We start from the raw sequence: 19,098 nt of genomic DNA, 5'->3' as shown, positions 1-19,098 counted from the left end.
TTCACTTTGATGCGTGTAGTTATACCCTACACAAAGTATAATGTTTTAAAAATAAAAACCTGCACCATAAAATATTGAGATTTAGAATATTAACTTATAAAGTCTTTTCGGCAGTTTTAGCGAGGGTTTATTAGCAAGGATGTTGGAGGTTAGCAATGACTATATCTGAAGGTGTAATACAGCGTATAAGGCATAATGATAAGAACGCGATAGGGGATGATTTTTTGGTCAAGGTGGCTGTGCACCATCCAGCTAAGTTTGATAGCTTAGAAGTAACAAAATTTTTAGTAAATAATAAAGGTGTAAGTTTTAACGCTAAAACTAATGACGAAAACAAGCCTATTCATATTGCAGCTGATTTTTGAAATATCGATATTGTAAAATTTTCTCTTAATAAGGGAGTAGAAGTTGGTACAAAAGGTAAAAACAATTGGACTCCTTTGCATTATGCTACCAATAAAGGATATCTAGGAATTGTAAAGCTTCTAATAGAAAAGCAACAACAAGAATCATTTATTAATAATTCTAATATTAATAATTCTAAAACTACAGATCAGTCTACTATGCTGCCAAGGAAGGCCATTTACCATCTGTAGAATTTCTCATAGAATATAATGCACCCCATAAACTAGACCAAAAAAAATGGTTGATCCGAGTAGGAAAGTAAAGGGGTAAAAGTATGGCAACAAAAAAATATGAACCAGAGTTAAAAGCAAAGATAGCTTTGGAAGCAATAAAAAATCAAAGAAGCACAGCTGAGATATGTAGTGAATATAAAATACCATCAACAAATCTATATGATTGGCGTGATAGAGTATTGGCAAGGTTAAAAGACCTATTTGTTGAAGAAAGTGAAAGTGCGAGAAAACAAAGAATCTTAGCGCAAGAAATAGAAAGTTTACATAAAGTAATAGGAGAATTGACAGTGGAAAATAGTTATTTGAAAAAAAAATTACTGAAATAAGCAAAAAAGATAGAGTAAGGTTTATAGAAAAAGATTCTGATCTGTCAATTAGGAAACAGGCTGATTTACTGGGGATTTGCAGATCTAGCCTATATTATAGGCCTATAATTAATAACGAAAGTGAAATTTGATTCAAGAAGTATATTTGGCTTCTGATTGCCGTTATGGATATCGTAAAATTACTGCTGAGATCATAGCGAGTGGAGTAGTAGTCAATCACAAAAAAATCTTAAGAATTATGAAAAAAATGAAGATTAGTGGGCTGTATTGTAGAAAAAGATGTAATACAAGTATTAAAGAAAAAAAGCATAAAATATATCCTTATTTACTCAAAGATTTGATTATTTGTAGAGTTAATCAGGTATGGGCTACTATATATTATGGTAGAAGGTAAGTTTGTCTATTTTGTGGCAATAATGGACTTGTATAGTCGCTATATTATTGCTCATTCATTATCACCATATCTCGATGCTGGATTTTGCCTTTATACTCTCAAAGAAGCTCTAAAACAAGGTAAACCTGAGATTTTTAATAGTGATCAAGGGGTGCAGTTTACTAGCTACAACTTTATTATGGAATTAGAGCGTGCTAATATTAAAATCAGTATGGACCATAAAGGACGTTGCTTCGACAATATATTTGTTGAGCGCTTATGGAGAACTTTAAAGCAAGAAGCTATATATTATTATAGACCAAATAGTATCAGAGATTTGAATCTTATAATAAACGATTTTGTTGCTTGGTATAACTATAGAAGGCGACATCAGACTCTACATTATAAAGTTCCTGCTGATCTCTATTATCATAAACAGTAAATGAATATATTCATAAATACTTTAAATATGTGTCGACGTATTTATCAACATATTCATTTTAAAAATCGGATCACTTTGAAAAAAATGGTCTAGACAAATGGGTGCATTATAATGTATAACAATGTTACAAAAAATAATATCATAGAATTCAGTAGGATAATTCCTAGAAAACCCCTACATACTAAAAAAAGCAAAATGCTGTTAAAATGAGCTTAAGAATAAATAGCAAACATCTAACATAACAATTCTATTTGTAAATCAGGTGAGGCTTATCCTATAGAAAGCTTTCGAACTACGCAAGCGTATCTTTTGCCTTTAGTATTTCTTTATTGTTTAAGATAACTGTCTGAGCTCCTCTGCCTTAGCATTATATCTCCACTTTCTGCAAGTTATTCCATTAAGTAGTAAAAATATTAGACTTGCCGCAAAACTAAGAAAAAAAGACCAAAGATAGAGCAGATTGAACTTACAGTAAAAATAGAACAAAAAAACTCCAACAATAAATTATACAAACTTCATCAGGTTAACTTTAACTTAAGAAAACATAAATCAAATTTTCTTGCTCAAAGACCTTGCTTTTTCTCCAACCTTACTCAAACGTACTCTAGCTTAATGCATAATTTTACCCATAAACAACCTTATCTTTGGTACTTTTATTAGTTACAAGTCATCTAGAAAACCCAGATGCTCTACGAAGCCCACCAATCAATATCAGATCCTGCTCTTGTCCTACAGCATTTAATATAGCGTATAACAAAACCATCGCATCTCCCCCAGTAATACGCTTGCATCCTCCACAAAATTCGTATTCACTTAACTGTCGATTTGCCTCCACCCTTTTTCGTTCAACTTGTTCTGCGGTGTTAGCATACTTCAACTCTATTCCAATTGGATGAGTATCATCATTTTCCGCAGATTTTGATAATACTAGGTCTATTTTCCTTCCTCTCTGTAGCTGGAACTCAATAATTACCTTGGCAGGATTATCGCAACTTTGAAATATCCCACGCAACAAAGCCTGAAATTTAGCTTCATTGTTCACGAGTAGACGGGTTCCATTTAATAACGGAGACAACAGACGAGAAATCTCATTAAATAAAACTTCATACCTAGCCCTGTACTCACCATTAACATTACCATCATTACCAAAATTAGGCTCAGCACTCATCAACTGATCTGCAAGTTGATGTAAATTCCTAACATTACCCATTTGTTCTGAAAACCTTCCCTCGAAATAACCTTCACTATGAGAACGTGAGTAAGCACGTAGTGATTCGAATTTCTTTGCAGAAGCCACTTCCAGATGACCCTGGACATCTACTTCACAAAGTACTTGACGCACCTTAGCATCATCTGTGGCTTGAGGCAGTAACGACAGGTTCAATGCCTTGTCTGGTAAAGTCTGCCACTTTAAACGACGAAAAATGTGAAGCACAACAAAACCAATATTTGATAAAAATAGAGCTAAAGTTAACGCATGGCTTACAATATCTGCTGCATCTCCCCTACCACCTGTACGTTTCATTTTCTCTCCCTGAGAGTGGTTAAATAGATACTTGGTAACCCTTACCTCCCGCCCATCATTTGTTTCTAAGTCCCTCCTTGTAGATAAAACATTTCCAAAAACAAACGATGACGTACAGGAAAAAGTGTTACAATGAGGCGATTGAGTGAACTCTGATGCTATGGGTTGTAAAAAACGTTTTACATTTCCCCTAACTCCATTTCCATGAGGATGTAGTAAACCCGGTATTAAGGAAAGACCACCTTCTGAAAAGGCCTGCACAGAAGTTCGGAGACCAGCACCTCCACGTAATTGAAAATTTAACGCTACACAAACAGCACTTGGTGATGAGGTATGAATAGGCAAAGACGAAACAGAACAACTTTTAGCATAATCTTTAGCTTGCTCTAATCCTTCCTCATCACCAACCTTCAACTCAATTATAATTGGAACCGAATCATTTGTCTGATCAACACCACGAACAAGCAAAACAACATCTGCATAACCTTTTCCTATAAGTAGCTCTGGGTAGAAATCAGCCACAGCTCGGTATCTAAAATTTACTAAAAACCCACACAGAAAACCGTGGTAATCAGACTCTGCACGAAACACTAAGCTATCTTCATGTTCATCATGGATATCAATAACATATTCCAAAATTCTTTTAACATTAGTACGCACTTCTCCTGTATCATCATTTGCCAACTCACTCATCAGGTCTAACAATTCACCTTGTTCTCTGATTGGGTTAATTTCATAAAAATTGGAGCTCCAGGTTCATCACGTTGAGGAAATCTATCTATTTCATGAATAAACCTACATTCTTCTCCAAACCGAAATATTTTATACTCTTCCCAATCCAGATCCTCATCTTCCTGTAATTCTTGTGGAAGATTCTCTTCTACCTGCTGCTTCTCTTCTGCACTAAACCTTGACCCAGGGCTGTTCTCATTATCAGCAACAGTATAACACCTGACTATTCTTCTATTTTCTTTATTAGTGAGAACAGCAACTTTTAGATTTCCATAATTGTCAAAACGAAAATAGACTCTTTCATCTTCAACTAATATACCTGCATCATGTGCAGTAGAAAACATACCAAAAAAGAATGTAGGAAAAAAGCCAGGCTTATTAGCCGAATGCAAAAAAGATGGACAGTTGTTTAAAAAACCTACAAATTGTCTACTAAACTCATCACAACCTCCACTTAATAAAGCCCTAACTAATTCACGATCTTCATTACTACCATGCATAAATACTCCTATTTGTTAACAACTGCAGCAGGCGAAATACTAACATTAGTACCCACTAACGTAGATTGAGGACCTTCAGTGCTAGCAGAGAATAAATTCAAATTTCTCGCTGACTTACACAACTCTTCTATTAAATTGCAGGAGCTAGTTGCATCTATCATCTTAGAATTCCTTGTTTTATCTAAACTATTTGCTATCCTCTCTTTTAATGATTTAAAGCTTTTGTCTGAACAACAATCTTTAGCAAACTTTAAAATACTCAAGACCAAATCAACTTTTTCACCATCGCCAGCACTTTGAGTATCCTTGCTGTTCTCCTGATCTACAATCAAATTTGAAATTGCATTTTCCATTGCAACAAAAGCAATCCTATCTTTAAAAGGATCGACAACATTTATTTTATTTTGGTTAAATACACTAGATTCCCAAAGACTGCTAATAGCTGACCTTGCTTCATTCCTGTTATCCAAGTCATAATCTTTAGAAACTACAACAAATGAAAGCGATGAGAGAAGATGTGCATATCCTCTAGGTGAAAGCATTTTCTCTACTTCAGATCTTGAACATCCCTCGCTCAAGTACTGGATAACATACTTAGTTGTGCAAAGAAAACCGTGCTCTACTAAGTAACTAAGAGGACGGTAGATCACACCCCTATCTTTCTTATTCGGTAGCCCAAGTAGTGACTTATGATCTACTTTTGCGCTTATGACTTTACCTAGAAGGGAACTTAAGGTAGAAGCAAGTTTATAGCTAGATTGCAATGGAGATAATTTTGCAATAGCAGAAACTAGCAATTTTTCTCTCTCTTCTTTCACTAATTTTTCTTCAGAACACAGACGATTATAGAAGTGTTCCACTCCCTTACTCCACTTGAAATCTACAGCCTTATTAAATCCATCTTCTGCTTCTATATTTTCTCTAAGGTTACCTGATTCTTGATCAATCCAGAAATTGAAAACAGGATCACGTCTTCCCATGGAACTTAACAATTCAACTCTTGCAAGCTTATCACTGCAAGCTAAATTCCTATCTTCCTCACATGCACCTTTATGAGATAAGTCAGATCTAAAAGACTCTAACGCCTTGTCAAATAATTGCTTAATTTCACTCTCTACACACTCAATACATGCTATTTTATATATAGCAAATGGATTCAACACACCTGATTTAGCTAATTCTCCTACCAATTTAGCAACATCTAGTGTCGCACCTGACCAACAAGATTCATCACGAAACGCATTACATAAGAGGTCCGATTGCTCAACGGTTAGACCCTCTACTGTTACAGGGTGAGCCTTGACCCATTCCTCAATAGCTGAAGTTCTATCACCTTTAACAACATCCTTCAGCTTACTTATTACTTTGCTAGAGATAATCTCTTTATTTTTTTTAGGATCAGAACTGAGACGAGATCTTTTGCTTGGGCCTGCATTACCCTTCAAATCTTCCGTTCCACGTTTAGTTTTACTTTTTGGCATCTAATTACCTCAAAATCAAATATTCAATGAAGGTATTATACAAGCATTAGAATAATATATAAATCGAAAAATTAGTGTGCACCTAAATTTAAGCAGTAATTATAGACCTGCTGCAAAAGAATTAGTTTTGTAGTAAAATTATATGAGTACATCGTATCTATTAAATCATAAGCTTTATGGATTACAGATTGAGAGCTTATTTGTTTGGGGTTATCTGGTTTATACTTAGCTTATTTAGTAGTGTAGCTAATGATACTATATCAAAATATCTAAGTTTACATCTTCAGAGTTTTGAAATAATTTTTTTCCGCTTTCTGTTTACCACTATTACCCTTGTACCTTTTATGTTTTACTATGGAATAGAAACTTTTAAAACAAGTCAAATATCTACTCAAATAACCAGGGGTGGGTTGTTGTTTTGTGGAATGACCTTATGGACTTACGGGTTGACTGCTTTCCCCATAGTAACTGCAACGATTATAAGTTTTTCTATACCATTATTTGTTATACTTCTTGCAATCCCTTTGCTAAACGAAAATATAATTTGGCAAAGATGGATAGTAACTGTTATTGGCTTTGTTGGTATTGCTATTACTACCAAAGCTCATAGTGAAGATTTTAATCCTAAAATTCTTATTTTTATTGTATCTGCATTGATCTTTGCTATATTAGATATACTTAATAAGAAACTTGTAATAAAAGAGTCAGTAATAAGTATGTTATTTTATTCAGCTCTAACGACAACTATTTTTTCTACTCCACCTTTGTTATTTTATTGGCATATGCCTTCCTTGTTGGAGTTAGTATTACTGCTGATTTTAGGAATAAGTTCAAACCTAATTCTGTTCTTCATGTTAAAAGCTTTTGCTCTTACTGATGCTACTGCACTTGCACCGTATAGATACATAGAGCTAATAATTTCTGCAATAGTAACATACGTTATATTTAATGAATTACCTGATAAAAGTGCTTTATATGGTACTTTGATATTAATACCATCAACCTTATTTATAGCTTATTCGGAAGGTAAGGCAATTAAGAAAAATAATGTAACAACAAAAGTTTATAATTGTTAATGGTATTTATTTTAGATGCTAAGCTATATTTTTAAGGTGATAATAAAATGCACATAACTATTATAGGAGTAGGGTATGTAGGCTTAGTATCTGGTACAATGTTATCGGAGCAGGGCCATAAAGTTGATTGCATTGACATAAATACTGAGAAGATTGAACTTTTGAAATCAGGGAAAATTCCTCTATATGAACCTGGATTAGCAGATTATTTAGAGAATAATATAAAGTCACAAAGGATAAGATTTTTCGATTCGTATTCTCAAATAAATCCCAATACAGAAGTAGTATTTGTAACTGTAGATACTCCATCAGACTCCCTAGGAAATGCAAATTTAAAGAATGTATATAATGCAGTAAGTGAAGTTTCTGAGAGAATTAATCAAGATTGCTTAATAGTGATAAAGTCAACTGTTCCTCCTGGTACTGCAGAAAATATACATAATTATTTATCTAATAAGGGCTATAACTTTGATTTGGGGGTTAATCCAGAGTTTCTCAAGCAAGGCTCTGCAGTATCAGATTTTTTATACCCAGATAGGATAATAATAGGAGTAAAAACTAAGCTAGCTAGGGCAAAACTAGAAGTTATATATAGATCATTTATAGATAAGAATATTCCGTTAATAGTCACTGATACAGTTACTGCTGAAATGATTAAATATGCTTCTAATGCCTTTCTAGCAACAAAGGTTGCTTTTATCAATGAGATGGCAGGTTTATGTGAGCTATTAGGAGCAGACATTGACCTTTTAGCTAACAGTATGGGAATGGACCATAGAATAGGTAAGGAATTTCTCAAAGCTGGTCCAGGATTTGGAGGATCATGTTTTCCTAAGGATTTGTCAGCTTTATTAAGGCTTGCTGAAGACTACAATGTTAAGCTACAAATTTTAAATTCAGTTAAAGAATCTAACTATAATCATATAACAAACATTGCTAAAAAGGTAGAATATGTATTAAATGGAGTCCAAAATAAAAAAATAGCAATATGGGGGCTAACTTTTAAGTCTGGTACTGATGATGTAAGAAATAGCCCAGCTATAGATATTGCAAAATTGTTAGTGAATAACAAGGCTAAAATTACTGCATATGATCCAATGGGGATGGATAATGCTAGGCAAGTTCTAAAGGATATAGAGTACGCAGACAATGCTATAGGGGCTGCAAGAGACGCGGAAGCCTTATTATTATTAACGGAGTGGAAAGAATTTAAAAATCAAGATTTTGCAAGTTTAAAGAGTATTATGGCTGCACCTAATGTTTTTGATTTCCGTAATTTATTAGATAGCGAGCTATTACTAAGATATGGTTACCATGTTTATTCCTTGGGTAAAAAATCTATCTACAAAGTTTAACTGTTGAGAAATTTTTTTTACACCGCTTTACTTAGTTTTTTTAGATCTTTGCTTGATAGTATGGAAAAGCAAACGAGTGCAACAACAGAGCAAATGGAAAAAAATGAAAACATAATACTGTTACCACAGTGCTTAACAAGTACTCCTAAGAGCACGCATGAAAATATTGAACTTGCAATATACCCAAATAATCCTGTTAAGCTTACAATTGCACACACATTATTTTGTGGAGCAATTTCTACAGCTATAACACCTGTCAGTACTTGCACTCCAAATATAAAGAATCCTGATAAGATTGCACCAAGGTTCATAAGAATTATGTTTTGACCAAAGTTCATTGCAATAAAAGTGAGTGCTATACCCAACATGTAAAGTAATGCCAGCAAGCTTCTATTTTGAAAGAAGTACATATCACTAATTCTTCCTGTGATTAAAGTTCCAAGGATTCCACCTAAATCATATACGCCTGTTATTAGTGAGGATTGTACAAGAGAAATTTGTAATTTATCCCTTAAAATTATAGGAAACCAAAAGAAGATTCCCATTTTTATAATATAAGCACAAAAAGTAGCACAACATAGAAACCATATGGAACTTGTTACCTTGATACCTATTTGAGATTTCTGCACCTTATAATAGGTAGTAAAGTTGGCACTTTCTTTGTAATATGCTTTTAATATTGTATAAATTCCAAAAAGTAAGCATAAGAGACCAGAGTACAAAAATGCACTTTTTGCATCATATATTTTAATTATACTTGGTAATACAATTAAAGTAATACAAGAACCAAGTTGCTGAGATGAGCTCATAACTCCCCATAATGATGCAATTGAAGAGATGCTAGAGTTTGTAACCATAAACTTGGTAATAGCTGGCCAACCTAACCCTTGTGTCCAAGCTAATAATATTAATGTTAACAGTAATAAAGTCAGATTATTATATGATAAAGTTATACCAATGGTTAATAATCCAGTTGCAATATTGCATAGCCCAAACATAAATAATGGATTATTTTTGGAGTCCATGATTATTCCATTAACAAATTTTGATACTCCATAAAAAAAAGAAAGGCAGGCAAAAAAATAGCTTAATTTTACATGGTCAGTATCTATTAACAGTGGTAGAGCAATTGGTATACTTTGTCTTGATAAATAAAGCAGCATATATCCACAGAAGAATAGTAAATATTGAAAGAAGACAAAGTTCACACCTATTCCCAAATAGCTCTATGCAGATGCTAGCATAATACTATATTGGTATAATATTGTTTGACAAGAAGTTTGCAAACAATTAGTGCAGAAAATTACTTACTTAGTATCTTTCTTATAGCAGATACAGTAGTATTAATATCTTCATAGCTTATATCTCTATGTGTTATAGCTCTGATTTTACCTTTGATGTTAGCCATTCTAATTCCATAATTTGTCATTAGTACGTTTATTAATTCTTGAGTAGATATACAATTAGTATGTAATGAAAAATACGCTATATTAGTTTTATACAGGTCGATATCAATTATAACTTGATCTATAGAGCCTAGGCCTTCTATAAGGTGCTGCATTTTTTTATGATCTTCTTCTAAAGAATTTACATTATTATGTAGAGCATATAAACATGCAGCTGAAATAATGCCAGCTTGGTGCATACCTCCGCCAATTTGAAACTTATAGTACCAAGCTTTTTCAATAAAATCTTCACTTCCAAGCAATATTGCGCCCATTGGAGCACCTAATCCTTTACTAAAATCAATAAATATCGAATCAAAATAACTTGCATACTCTTTTGGAGATATTTTAGTATGAGCACAAGCGTTGAACAGTCTTGCTCCATCTAAATGAGTGAATACGTCATTCTCTTTGCAGAGACTTGAGATCTCTTGAATATATTCTAAAGGCCACACAGCTCCACCACCAAAATTTGTCGTTTGTTCGATAGAAACAAGCCCAACTCTCGGAATATTTCTTAAACTAGGACGAGTAATAAACTCAACAATTTGTTCTCCAGTAAATATTCCTCTCGTACCTTTGATGGGCAAAGGAGTGGCATGTGCCTGGGCTGCGATCAAGCCAGATTGTACTATGAGTGGATGTGAAGTTTCATCAAGCAGCAAGTAATCACCAGGTCTTTGAATGTGTACTTTATAAGCAATTACATTGGACATCGTTCCTGAAATCAAAAAGATTCCTGCAGGTTTACCTAATATTTTACATGCGGTTGCCACTAATTCGTTTACAGTTGGATCTTCACATGCAGCTTCGTTTCCAACTTTTGCTTTAGCCATCGCTTCCCTCATTTTAGCTGAAGGGTCAGTGTTTGAATCGCTAAAGAAATCTATTTTTATTCTCATATTAAATTTAACACAACCTCCTTTATAATTTCAGCAGCTTTCATGATTTCTGTTTCCTTTGTGCCAAGATGGGTAACTGCTCTTATATGAGACTCGAGCCAAGGAAAAAGCAATAAACCATAAGCTTGGCACTTACTCAAGAAAACCTCATTAGTTACATTTAGTGCTTTTATACTGAAGCTTACTATATTAGTTTCTGGATAAGGTAGTACCAGTTTTATGTGTGGAATTTCTTTAATCTTATCTGCAAACAATTTAGCGAGCTTATTATCTTCTTTAAGCCTAGAGATATTATTCTGTAGTACGTATTTTGCTGCATTAGCACAATACCCTATCTGATGATAACCACTACCTAGCCAAACCTGTAGCTTTTTAGCCCTTTCAATTATCTCTCTTTTACCCATAAGCATTGAACCAAAAGGAGCGCCAAGTCCTTTAGTAAAAGAAAAGCTCATTGTATCCACATATTTAGCATAATCTGCTAAAGCAATATTTGTTTCGATATGAGCATTAAATATTCTTGCACCGTCTAAATGAAGATTTACATTGTGAGCTTTTAAAAAGTGATATAACTCGACTTGTTTTTCAAAAGGATAAATTTTACCATTAAACCCATTTATACTATTTTCTATAGAAACAAGACTCACCTGAGCAAAAATTTTATACCTCGGCTTAGAATTAATAGCATATTCTACTTCATCAACATCTAAGATTCCGCTATTATTTCTAATACAATTAAATACGATATTATTTACTTTTGCATTGCCTGCGCTATCGAAAAAATTAACGTGGTAATTATAATGAGTTATTAGTTCATCACCAGGACTTGTTTGACTGGCAATGGCTAATCTATTTGCAAGCATACCGCTGGTTACAAATAATGCTTCTTCTACTTTGAATAATTGTTTGCAATATTCTGATAAGTCATTACAGCTTTTGTCTTCACCATAAGCAAAATCTCCAACAGTTGCATTACTTATTGCATGTATAACGTTGGAGCCCTGCAGAGTTGTAGTGTCACTTCTCAGATCAATAATTTTTTCCATCTTATTTTTTGCCATTCAAACAACCAATTTGAGCATTCCAAAGTTCCTTGTAAAGACCTTGCTTAGAAACTAATTCAGCATGTTTACCATCTTGGACAATTTTTCCTTTGTTAAATACTAGAATTCGGTCCATGTGTAAAAGTGTAGAAATACGGTGTGCTATAGTAATCGTAGTTTTATTTTTCATCAATTTGAATAAACTCATTTGAATTGTTTTTTCTGTTATAGAATCTAACTGACTAGTTGGTTCATCGAGAAATAATATTGGAGCGTTTTTTAAAAATGCCCTGGCTATTATTATTCTTTGTCTTTCTCCTCCAGATAGCTTGATGCCTTTTTCTCCGACTGTAGTTCCATATTGATCTGGTAGAGTCATAATGAAATCGTGAATACCAGCCAGCTTTGCAGCTCTCATTATTTCTTCGATAGTAGATTGAAGTCTACCATATATGATGTTTGCTAAAATAGTATCATGAAATAACAATGGGTCTTGAGGTATTACAGATATTTGTTGCCTCAAAGAACTCTGTGTAACTTCTGATACTATTTGATTATCAATCTGTATATTACCTTTTTTAACATCAAATAGCCTTAGAATTAAGTTTATAAAAGTAGATTTACCACCTCCAGAATAACCAACTAGACCTACCTTTTCGCAAGGATTAATGGTAACTGAGAAATCTTGAAATAATGGCTCCTGACCTTCATAAGAAAAAGAAACATTGTTAAACGTTATTCTTCCACTTAATAAATTTAATTCTTTAGCATTTTCCTTATCTTGAATTTCTGGTACAGTAGTCAAGATTGGCAATGCATCTGAAACTTTGCCGAAATGAGTAGAAAATTGGGTAAGATTCCTAGTTAGATGGTTAAGAAACTCTATAATCGATATATTAATTCCAAGTACAAGAGCAATATCTCCTATTGCGATCTTGTTCAATTGATAATCATGAATTAAAAAATACAAGTTTACTGCTTGGAGTATATCGAATGAATAGCCATATATAAACCAAAGACAAAAGTATGCCCATTGTAATTTTCTCTCTGCAATAGTTCTTTTCTTGCATATTTGAAAAAATTTGTGTCTCTCATGTGCTTGCTGAGAAAATAACCTTACTGATATAACATTTAAAATACTATCTGCTATACTAGCTATTACTTTTGAATTTTGTTTAGAGTAATTATCAGCTAGTTCAGTAAGTACACGAAAGCTGAAAATCGAGACTAAAATAAAAATGCTTACCCAAGTGAATGTAGCGATTGCAAACTTTATGTTTACTAATGATAAGGTATAAATAGCTAAGACTAATGCTATACTGTAACCGAAAAAACAATCTATAAGCAATCTTATTAACTCTATCACACTATCCATTAAGCTACTGACCTTATGTACTAAGCTTCCAGATAAATTGTTCTGATAATAGGAATGGTCTTGTTGGAGTAGCCTACAAAAAGATATATCAGCTATTTTTTGACGCATTAAGGTAAACATTCGAATGTCAACAAAATAGCCATAGAATCTAAAAGCAGTAGTGATAAGTAATGCCATGCCAAGATAAGCGCTTACAGGTAATAAAAGATTTTCAATTACATTACCTTCCTGATATTTTACAGCTGTATCTAGAATATTTTTTACTAAATACTTTCTAAAAGACAAATCAACAGCTACCACCAGGGCAACTAAAGACATTATAAGTACATTAAGTTTGAATTTAGATACTATATTCAAGATGAACATCAATACACATTTGAAGCTATCAACTCTACTTCTGTTCATTTACAATGCTAGCTCCACTACGTTGACTTTTTTATTGAGAAATACAAGTAGTGAAAACCATAAATTTTTGTATATTTTTCCTGAGATGTCTCCAGCATCATGTAGTGCTGATGCTCGATTCAGAATAAGTAGCTTATATAAATCTCGCTTAGCCTCAGTAGTGTCGATCTCAGAAATATTTGTAGTTGTGTCTGTAATAAAGGCTAACCAGCTCTTGATAAGTTCTTCCATGTTTTTTACTTTTATACTTTCCTGGTAGCAAAATAATGACAAGCATTCTCTCAGTATAGATTCTGTTAACTCACCACAATTGAGTATACCAAAAACTGAAGGCTGAGGTTTTGGCACATAGGGAAGATCTTGATCTTTTACAATCCACCTTGTTACATAAGCAAATCTATCTTTAGCATCTGTATTCTTATCACTACCATGCCATAACCGTGAATCAAAAACTATCGCATCTCCTGCTGAAATAGGTAGTGACTTAATTTTGTAATTTTCCCGATTACTTGAGTACTGATCAAAAAAATATGGGTACCAAAAATCAACTAAAGGCTGTATTTCCCATTTATGACTGTTTTCTATAATTTGCAGTGCACCTGAAGTTTCACTTACATTATTCAAAGCTAACCAAACAGAAAAGTGGTAAGGATCATTGAAACTATAGGAGATGTCTTGATGGAAGGGAACTGCATCTATTAAATCAGCAGTTTTACATATAACATTTGATTTTTTCTGCAGTATCTGACACTGAAGTGACTTTTCAAGGTAATTTTTAATAATTTTATCTAATGCTTGAGAGATAATTCTAGTTACTTGAGATGACGTGCCCCATCTGCCGGTACAGTTTAAACCTCAGTTATGGATTAGAAAATAGATAAAAGTATAACTAAGAAGAGGGAAACAGGGTAAACTCGAGTATTTTAGTAATAATAAGAGGTTACCCATGAAGAAAGATATTACAGAACTGTACTGTTGCGTCGAGGATTTTTGTCGTGCGGTAGATGATAATTTTGCAAATAGGTTCTTATCAAACGGCAAAAAACCAACCAGAGTACCAGAAATAGCGCACTCAGAAATTCTAACCATAATCCTGTTATACCATAAATCACCATGTAAAAACTTCAAGGCTTTTTATCTTTGTTATCTTCAGTTATTCTATAGATCAGAGTTTTCAAAGCTGCCTTCATATCACAGATTTATTGCCTTAAAGCCGCGAGTTTTGTGGTATTTAGCATTACTTTTGCAATGGTTCTGTGAACAAGCGAAAATGACCGGCACTTCCTACATCGACACCTCTACGATTGCCGTTTGCCACAAAAAAAGGATCTCTAGGAATAAAGTTTTTAATCATCTAGCAGAAATTAGTAAGAGTACGTATGGTTGGTTTTTTGGCTTCAAGTTGCACTTAGTGATTAACGAAATTGGTGAAATTCAAGCACTTACCCTAACCAAAGGTAACGTTGATGACAGAAAACCTTTACCAACTCTCACTAAAAGACTGACCGGACTTTTGTTTGGAGATAAGGGCTATATAAAGAAAGAGCTTTTTGAGAAACTCTTCGATAGAGGCCTAAAGTTAGTCACTAAAGTAAAAAAAGGTATGAAAAACGCACTAATTTCACTTAAAGAGAAGATTTTATTAAGGAAAAGGTCGATTATTGAGACTGTTTTTGATTCCTTGAAAAACAAATTTGAGATTGAGCATACAAGACATAGATCGCCAACAAATTTCCTAATTCATGTTTTTTCTGTTCTGATTTCCTACTCCATGCAGTCCAAAAAGCCTTCTATTTCTATGCCTTTCTTTATCGGCTAATCCATAACTGAGGTTTTAAGTAGTCAGAAGTTGAAACACTTAGTTCTTGGGATAGCTTTGATATCTTATTTGTTATATCACTTAAAGACTGAGTTATTAGCTCTAAAGGAACCAGATTTTTGATAATAAAAAAACCATTTTTTTGTAATGTTTCCATATGATTAACACCTGACATCAATAACTGATAAGTAATCTGTTAAAGGTATAACAGCAAAAATTTTGAATCCTTTTACTTGTTTGAGTATTTTTTCCCAATTGCTTAATGTTCTTAGTTTACCTCCTGTTTCAACCATTACATTAATATCTACAGAGCCTCCATCTGGAGAGCGGTAATCTAAAATAGTTTCTATCAATAAAATACGAGATATTCCTTTGACCAATTTTAAATAAGATAATACTTTATCATCATCATAATGCTGTAGAAAGCGGCAAAAGACACCTAATTCATAATTTGTAGCTGATAGTTCTTCCTGAGTTATAAGTTTGACTTTTAAATTTTCTACTAACTGTCTTGGCACTTTATGTTCGTTATATAGGCCTATGGAACCTTTATTGTGTATATCAGAATAAGCAAGAAATAAAGAGTGTACACCAAATAGCAATATATTCTTAGCATCATCTATATTAATTCTAGAATTAAACTCTTTAGTATCAAATCTAGAATATCCTAGCAATGCTTGGTAAAACGCTATTTTCTTATCTTCTGATGCTTCTCTTTCCTTAAAAGATTCAAATGAAGAGATTGACTTCTGTTTTAGTATATCGGCAATCTTTAACCAATTCTTTTCAGCGGCAACTCTTGCCCACATCGTTGCTGCTTTTGGCAAAAATGGTATTTCCTTAAAACACTTACCTTTTGATGATAGTTGCCATAAGTCCTTGTCCTTATCGTAATCAATAAACCCTATTTCCCACAACGCCCTTAACAGCCTTTCTAGATTTGGTACGATAATGTTTAACTTTTTAGATAAAACTGGCATAGTTGCAGGTAAAATATTTAACAAATCAAGTTCAATAGCAACGCTTGTTAGGTAAGTTTTCCAAAAGGCTGAAAGTTCTGCAGAAATCCTATGCACTTGAGATTCTTTACCTAAATCAAAAATACTAAACTTTACATTTCCGGTAATATCGATTTGTCCTAACACACCTTCAAAAGTTTCAACTTTTGCCATCCCATTATAGAATGCTTCTACCATTTTAAATCTCTGCTGGTAAACAGGATCACCATTAATATCTATATGAAACCAACCATGTTGATCTTCTGCAATAGAATAACCTTTATGAAAAACATTAAGTTTTTTATACCATTTATTATGTACTAACTTTCCATGATGATTAATATGTGTAGCTTTACCATCCTTATAGACTACAGCGATACCATCCTTAAAATCTCCAACATAATCATATTCCTCCTGATAAATCCTGTTGCCATTTAAATTAATATGAAAACATTTATCATGTCTTCTAACTACACAAGCATCTTCCTGATAATTTCCAATCCATTGATAAGACTGTTTGTATACTCTACATCCAAATGAATCAATATGGTAACACCCTGTATCATCTTCTACGGCTGCTCTATTAAAGTAGAATCCAAAAGTTTTTAGAAATCTATTATGATAAACTGCTTCTCCTCTTACATTGATATGATAAGCACCTGTCTGATCATAAACCGGTGCAAGACCGGGCTCATGAAATTTACCAACCTTTATAAACCTATTTTCATACAAAGGATTTCCTAGTAATTCGTGAAAGCTCTCACACGGTGAAATTTTAATAGATCTAAGATTATCTTTGATTAATTGATCAAAGGTTTTCTCATGTTGCATGTTTTGCATAATTTGTAATTTAAATAATTCTTTTGTAAGCTTAGGTACTCACTACTCTGCCATATTTCCTCGAGTTTAACCTCATTAACATTACCAAAATTTCCTAATGTCTTACGGAGTTCATCTGGAGCACAGCAAGGACTAAACTTTCCTTCATTGTTTATCCATGCTTCTTTACCTAAAAATGGGCATTGACCACCTGGAGCCAAATCCTTAATACCTTCTTGAGAAAGAATTGTAAAATTTTCTAATTTTATCTTTTTACCATTTGGTAATAGCATATTATCTCTAAGCTCATATAACCTTCTCACCTCTGTATTCCATCTACTAATTGCTAACTCATCTCTTCTCATAGATAGATCCTTAATTTCCTCAAAATGTGCCCAAAGATGATGTCCTTTAACTCTATCTATGCCATTTTTTATGGCCATCTTAACTATGTCATAGAGTTCATGTAAATTACTTTCCAAAAATGTTAATTGTAAAGTAACGGTACACCTTTCACCTGTATCGCTAAAGTATTTATCTCTAACTTCAAGGAAAGTTTTTAAATTTTCTGTCACTACTTCCCATTTTGAACCTTTCATGATTCTTTCATGAGTTTCTTTAGTTGCCCCATTCCAGGAAATCTTAACATCAGATAAAATTGGTACCAATAGTTCAGCCCATTTTCTAGCTCCTTTAATGGGAAAAGAACCATTGGTTGTGAGGTTAAGCTTAAGGCCGAACTCATGGCACAAATTGATTATTTCATCAAAGCTTTTATACATTAAAGGCTCACCCATAGTAGAAGGAATGATTTCCCTTAAAGGTGTGCCAGCTGCTTCCTTAATTACTTTTCTGATAGTTTCTATCGACAGTATCTTAGGTTTTATTCCTTTAGCTTTCTTCTCTTCTTTAACTTTGCTGTATGGTGAAAAACATTCGCACATTATACAAGCAAAATTGCAGTAATCTGGATTAGTATCAAAAGTAATTCTCCAAGGACCAGGTTTCACAGCTACTGATTTGCCTTTCTTTTCAATAGCATTACGGTAAATCTTGTTAAGTTTCTCAGTATGCTCACCTATAGAAGGTATATTTCCATTTTCAGTATAAGGATAGCCTTTTTGGGTAAGTTTATTATATAACTCCTGATCTGTAGATAGGACTTGCATTTTTTCTGACAAACTACTTGCATCTCTGTGCTTAAATAATAGTCCATCTCTTACATATTCTGCCATGCCACCATAATCGGCTGTTATAACTGGTATTCTAAGTTGCTGTGCTTCATGTATTACTAACGGTGAATTTTCACCCCAAATTGAAGGAACGACTATTGCATCAACTTTATTAAATACGTCAGTAACTATATTCTTATTATCATAACTTCCCATCCACTCTATTCTTTCTTTAACAACAGGTGAAAACTGATCGGCAATCGCTTTTAAAGCTTTAGTTTCTTCTCTTGCCGCTCCCCAAATTCTAAGTTTTGCTTTAGATGATAAGTGAGAAAAAGCTTTCAATAATAGATCAACACCTTTTTCGGGAGTATGAGTACCAATATAACCGAAAATAAACTCTTTTTCTTGTACTCTATTTCTATTCTTAAGACGATTGAGATCAAAACCATAATCAAGATAAGAAATTTTGTTTATCGGAACATAAAAATCCTGAGTAAATTTATCCATCAAGAATTTCGATGGGGAAATAAAGTAATCTATATAGTCTATTATTTTCCTTGTGTGCTTCATTCTAGTTGCAACCCATTGTTCCCAATAATTTAGGTCTGAATTCAGGAATTCTTCATCTCCTGTAAAATATCCCTTGTAACATTGGGTTGCACATTTTTG

The 19,098-nt window shown here is 33.3% G+C and carries 16 protein-coding genes and 1 pseudogene; 6 read left to right on the top strand and 11 right to left on the bottom strand.

Annotated features, from left to right (window positions below; genetic code table 11):
• Positions 1–155: 155 nt before the first annotated feature.
• The 3 genes and pseudogenes from OPR39_RS00080 (at position 156) to OPR39_RS00075 (ending at position 1,779) form a co-directional block, all read left to right on the top strand.
• Entirely contained in the window at positions 156–365 is a 210-nt protein-coding gene (locus tag OPR39_RS00080) for a hypothetical protein (RefSeq protein WP_265038730.1), read from the top strand.
• Between the two features lie 3 nt (positions 366–368).
• Positions 369–596, top strand: a complete 228-nt coding sequence (locus tag OPR39_RS07140; RefSeq protein WP_082246108.1) for an ankyrin repeat domain-containing protein — start codon at positions 369–371, stop codon at positions 594–596.
• Between the two features lie 83 nt (positions 597–679).
• Positions 680–1,779, top strand: a pseudogene (locus OPR39_RS00075) (IS3 family transposase).
• Between the two features lie 667 nt (positions 1,780–2,446).
• Here the strand turns inward: OPR39_RS00075 and OPR39_RS00070 are convergent.
• The 3 genes from OPR39_RS00070 to OPR39_RS00060 are packed head-to-tail and all read right to left on the bottom strand — an operon-like array spanning position 2,447 to position 6,017.
• The gene (locus tag OPR39_RS00070) at positions 2,447–3,997 is read right to left on the bottom strand and encodes a PD-(D/E)XK nuclease domain-containing protein (protein ID WP_265038727.1); all 1,551 of its coding nucleotides are present in this window, start codon (positions 3,995–3,997) and stop codon (positions 2,447–2,449) included.
• Between the two features lie 5 nt (positions 3,998–4,002).
• Positions 4,003–4,536 carry a hypothetical protein gene (locus OPR39_RS00065; RefSeq protein WP_265038725.1) on the bottom strand — a complete coding sequence of 178 codons (534 nt, stop codon included), beginning with the start codon at positions 4,534–4,536 and terminating at the stop codon, positions 4,003–4,005.
• Positions 4,537–4,544: 8 nt separating this feature from the next.
• Positions 4,545–6,017 carry a hypothetical protein gene (locus OPR39_RS00060; protein ID WP_077188281.1) on the bottom strand — a complete coding sequence of 491 codons (1,473 nt, stop codon included), beginning with the start codon at positions 6,015–6,017 and terminating at the stop codon, positions 4,545–4,547.
• 176 nt (positions 6,018–6,193) lie between these two features.
• Between OPR39_RS00060 and OPR39_RS00055 the strand changes: the two genes are divergently transcribed.
• Together OPR39_RS00055 and OPR39_RS00050 are read left to right on the top strand one after the other, a co-directional pair.
• Positions 6,194–7,093, top strand: a complete 900-nt coding sequence (locus OPR39_RS00055; protein WP_265038721.1) for a DMT family transporter — start codon at positions 6,194–6,196, stop codon at positions 7,091–7,093.
• Between the two features lie 47 nt (positions 7,094–7,140).
• On the top strand, positions 7,141–8,448 hold the full coding sequence (locus OPR39_RS00050; RefSeq protein ID WP_265038719.1) for a UDP-glucose dehydrogenase family protein: 1,308 nt from the start codon (positions 7,141–7,143) through the stop codon (positions 8,446–8,448).
• Between the two features lie 17 nt (positions 8,449–8,465).
• Here OPR39_RS00050 and OPR39_RS00045 read toward each other — a convergent pair whose 3' ends face one another.
• From OPR39_RS00045 to OPR39_RS00025, 5 genes are all read right to left on the bottom strand, one after another.
• Entirely contained in the window at positions 8,466–9,656 is a 1,191-nt protein-coding gene (locus tag OPR39_RS00045) for an MFS transporter (RefSeq protein ID WP_265038718.1), read from the bottom strand.
• 95 nt (positions 9,657–9,751) lie between these two features.
• Positions 9,752–10,795: a threonine aldolase family protein gene (locus OPR39_RS00040; RefSeq protein WP_211908064.1), complete on the bottom strand. Its 1,044-nt coding sequence runs from the start codon at positions 10,793–10,795 to the stop codon at positions 9,752–9,754.
• On the bottom strand, positions 10,792–11,841 hold the full coding sequence (locus OPR39_RS00035) for a threonine aldolase family protein (RefSeq protein WP_211908672.1): 1,050 nt from the start codon (positions 11,839–11,841) through the stop codon (positions 10,792–10,794). Before OPR39_RS00035 ends, OPR39_RS00040 begins: the two co-directional genes overlap by 4 nt.
• A 1-nt stretch (position 11,842) precedes the next feature.
• Entirely contained in the window at positions 11,843–13,618 is a 1,776-nt protein-coding gene (locus OPR39_RS00030) for an ABC transporter ATP-binding protein (RefSeq protein WP_108784045.1), read from the bottom strand.
• A complete protein-coding gene (locus tag OPR39_RS00025; protein WP_406833341.1) occupies positions 13,619–14,359 on the bottom strand; it encodes a phytanoyl-CoA dioxygenase family protein in 741 nt (246 codons plus the stop codon).
• Positions 14,360–14,564: 205 nt separating this feature from the next.
• Between OPR39_RS00025 and OPR39_RS00020 the strand changes: the two genes are divergently transcribed.
• On the top strand, positions 14,565–15,437 hold the full coding sequence (locus tag OPR39_RS00020; protein WP_007301954.1) for an IS982-like element ISWpi16 family transposase: 873 nt from the start codon (positions 14,565–14,567) through the stop codon (positions 15,435–15,437).
• On the opposite strand, the gene OPR39_RS00015 is transcribed toward OPR39_RS00020, so the two are convergent.
• The 3 genes from OPR39_RS00015 to OPR39_RS00005 form a co-directional block, all read right to left on the bottom strand.
• Complete coding sequence (locus OPR39_RS00015) at positions 15,427–15,594, bottom strand: hypothetical protein (RefSeq protein ID WP_265038717.1); 168 nt, start codon at positions 15,592–15,594, stop codon at positions 15,427–15,429. The two genes, OPR39_RS00020 and OPR39_RS00015, sit on opposite strands and share 11 nt — an antisense overlap.
• A 4-nt stretch (positions 15,595–15,598) precedes the next feature.
• Positions 15,599–17,275 carry a WG repeat-containing protein gene (locus OPR39_RS00010; RefSeq protein ID WP_265038716.1) on the bottom strand — a complete coding sequence of 559 codons (1,677 nt, stop codon included), beginning with the start codon at positions 17,273–17,275 and terminating at the stop codon, positions 15,599–15,601.
• On the bottom strand, positions 17,236–19,098 hold a 1,863-nt coding region (locus OPR39_RS00005), incomplete at its 5' end, for a glycosyltransferase (protein ID WP_265038714.1). The genes OPR39_RS00010 and OPR39_RS00005, both read right to left, overlap by 40 nt.

Origin of the sequence: Wolbachia endosymbiont (group A) of Yponomeuta plumbellus (genome assembly GCF_947251575.1) — a bacterium.
GTDB lineage: Bacteria > Pseudomonadota > Alphaproteobacteria > Rickettsiales > Anaplasmataceae > Wolbachia > Wolbachia pipientis.
This window is presented reverse-complemented; position numbering and strand designations above follow the sequence as displayed.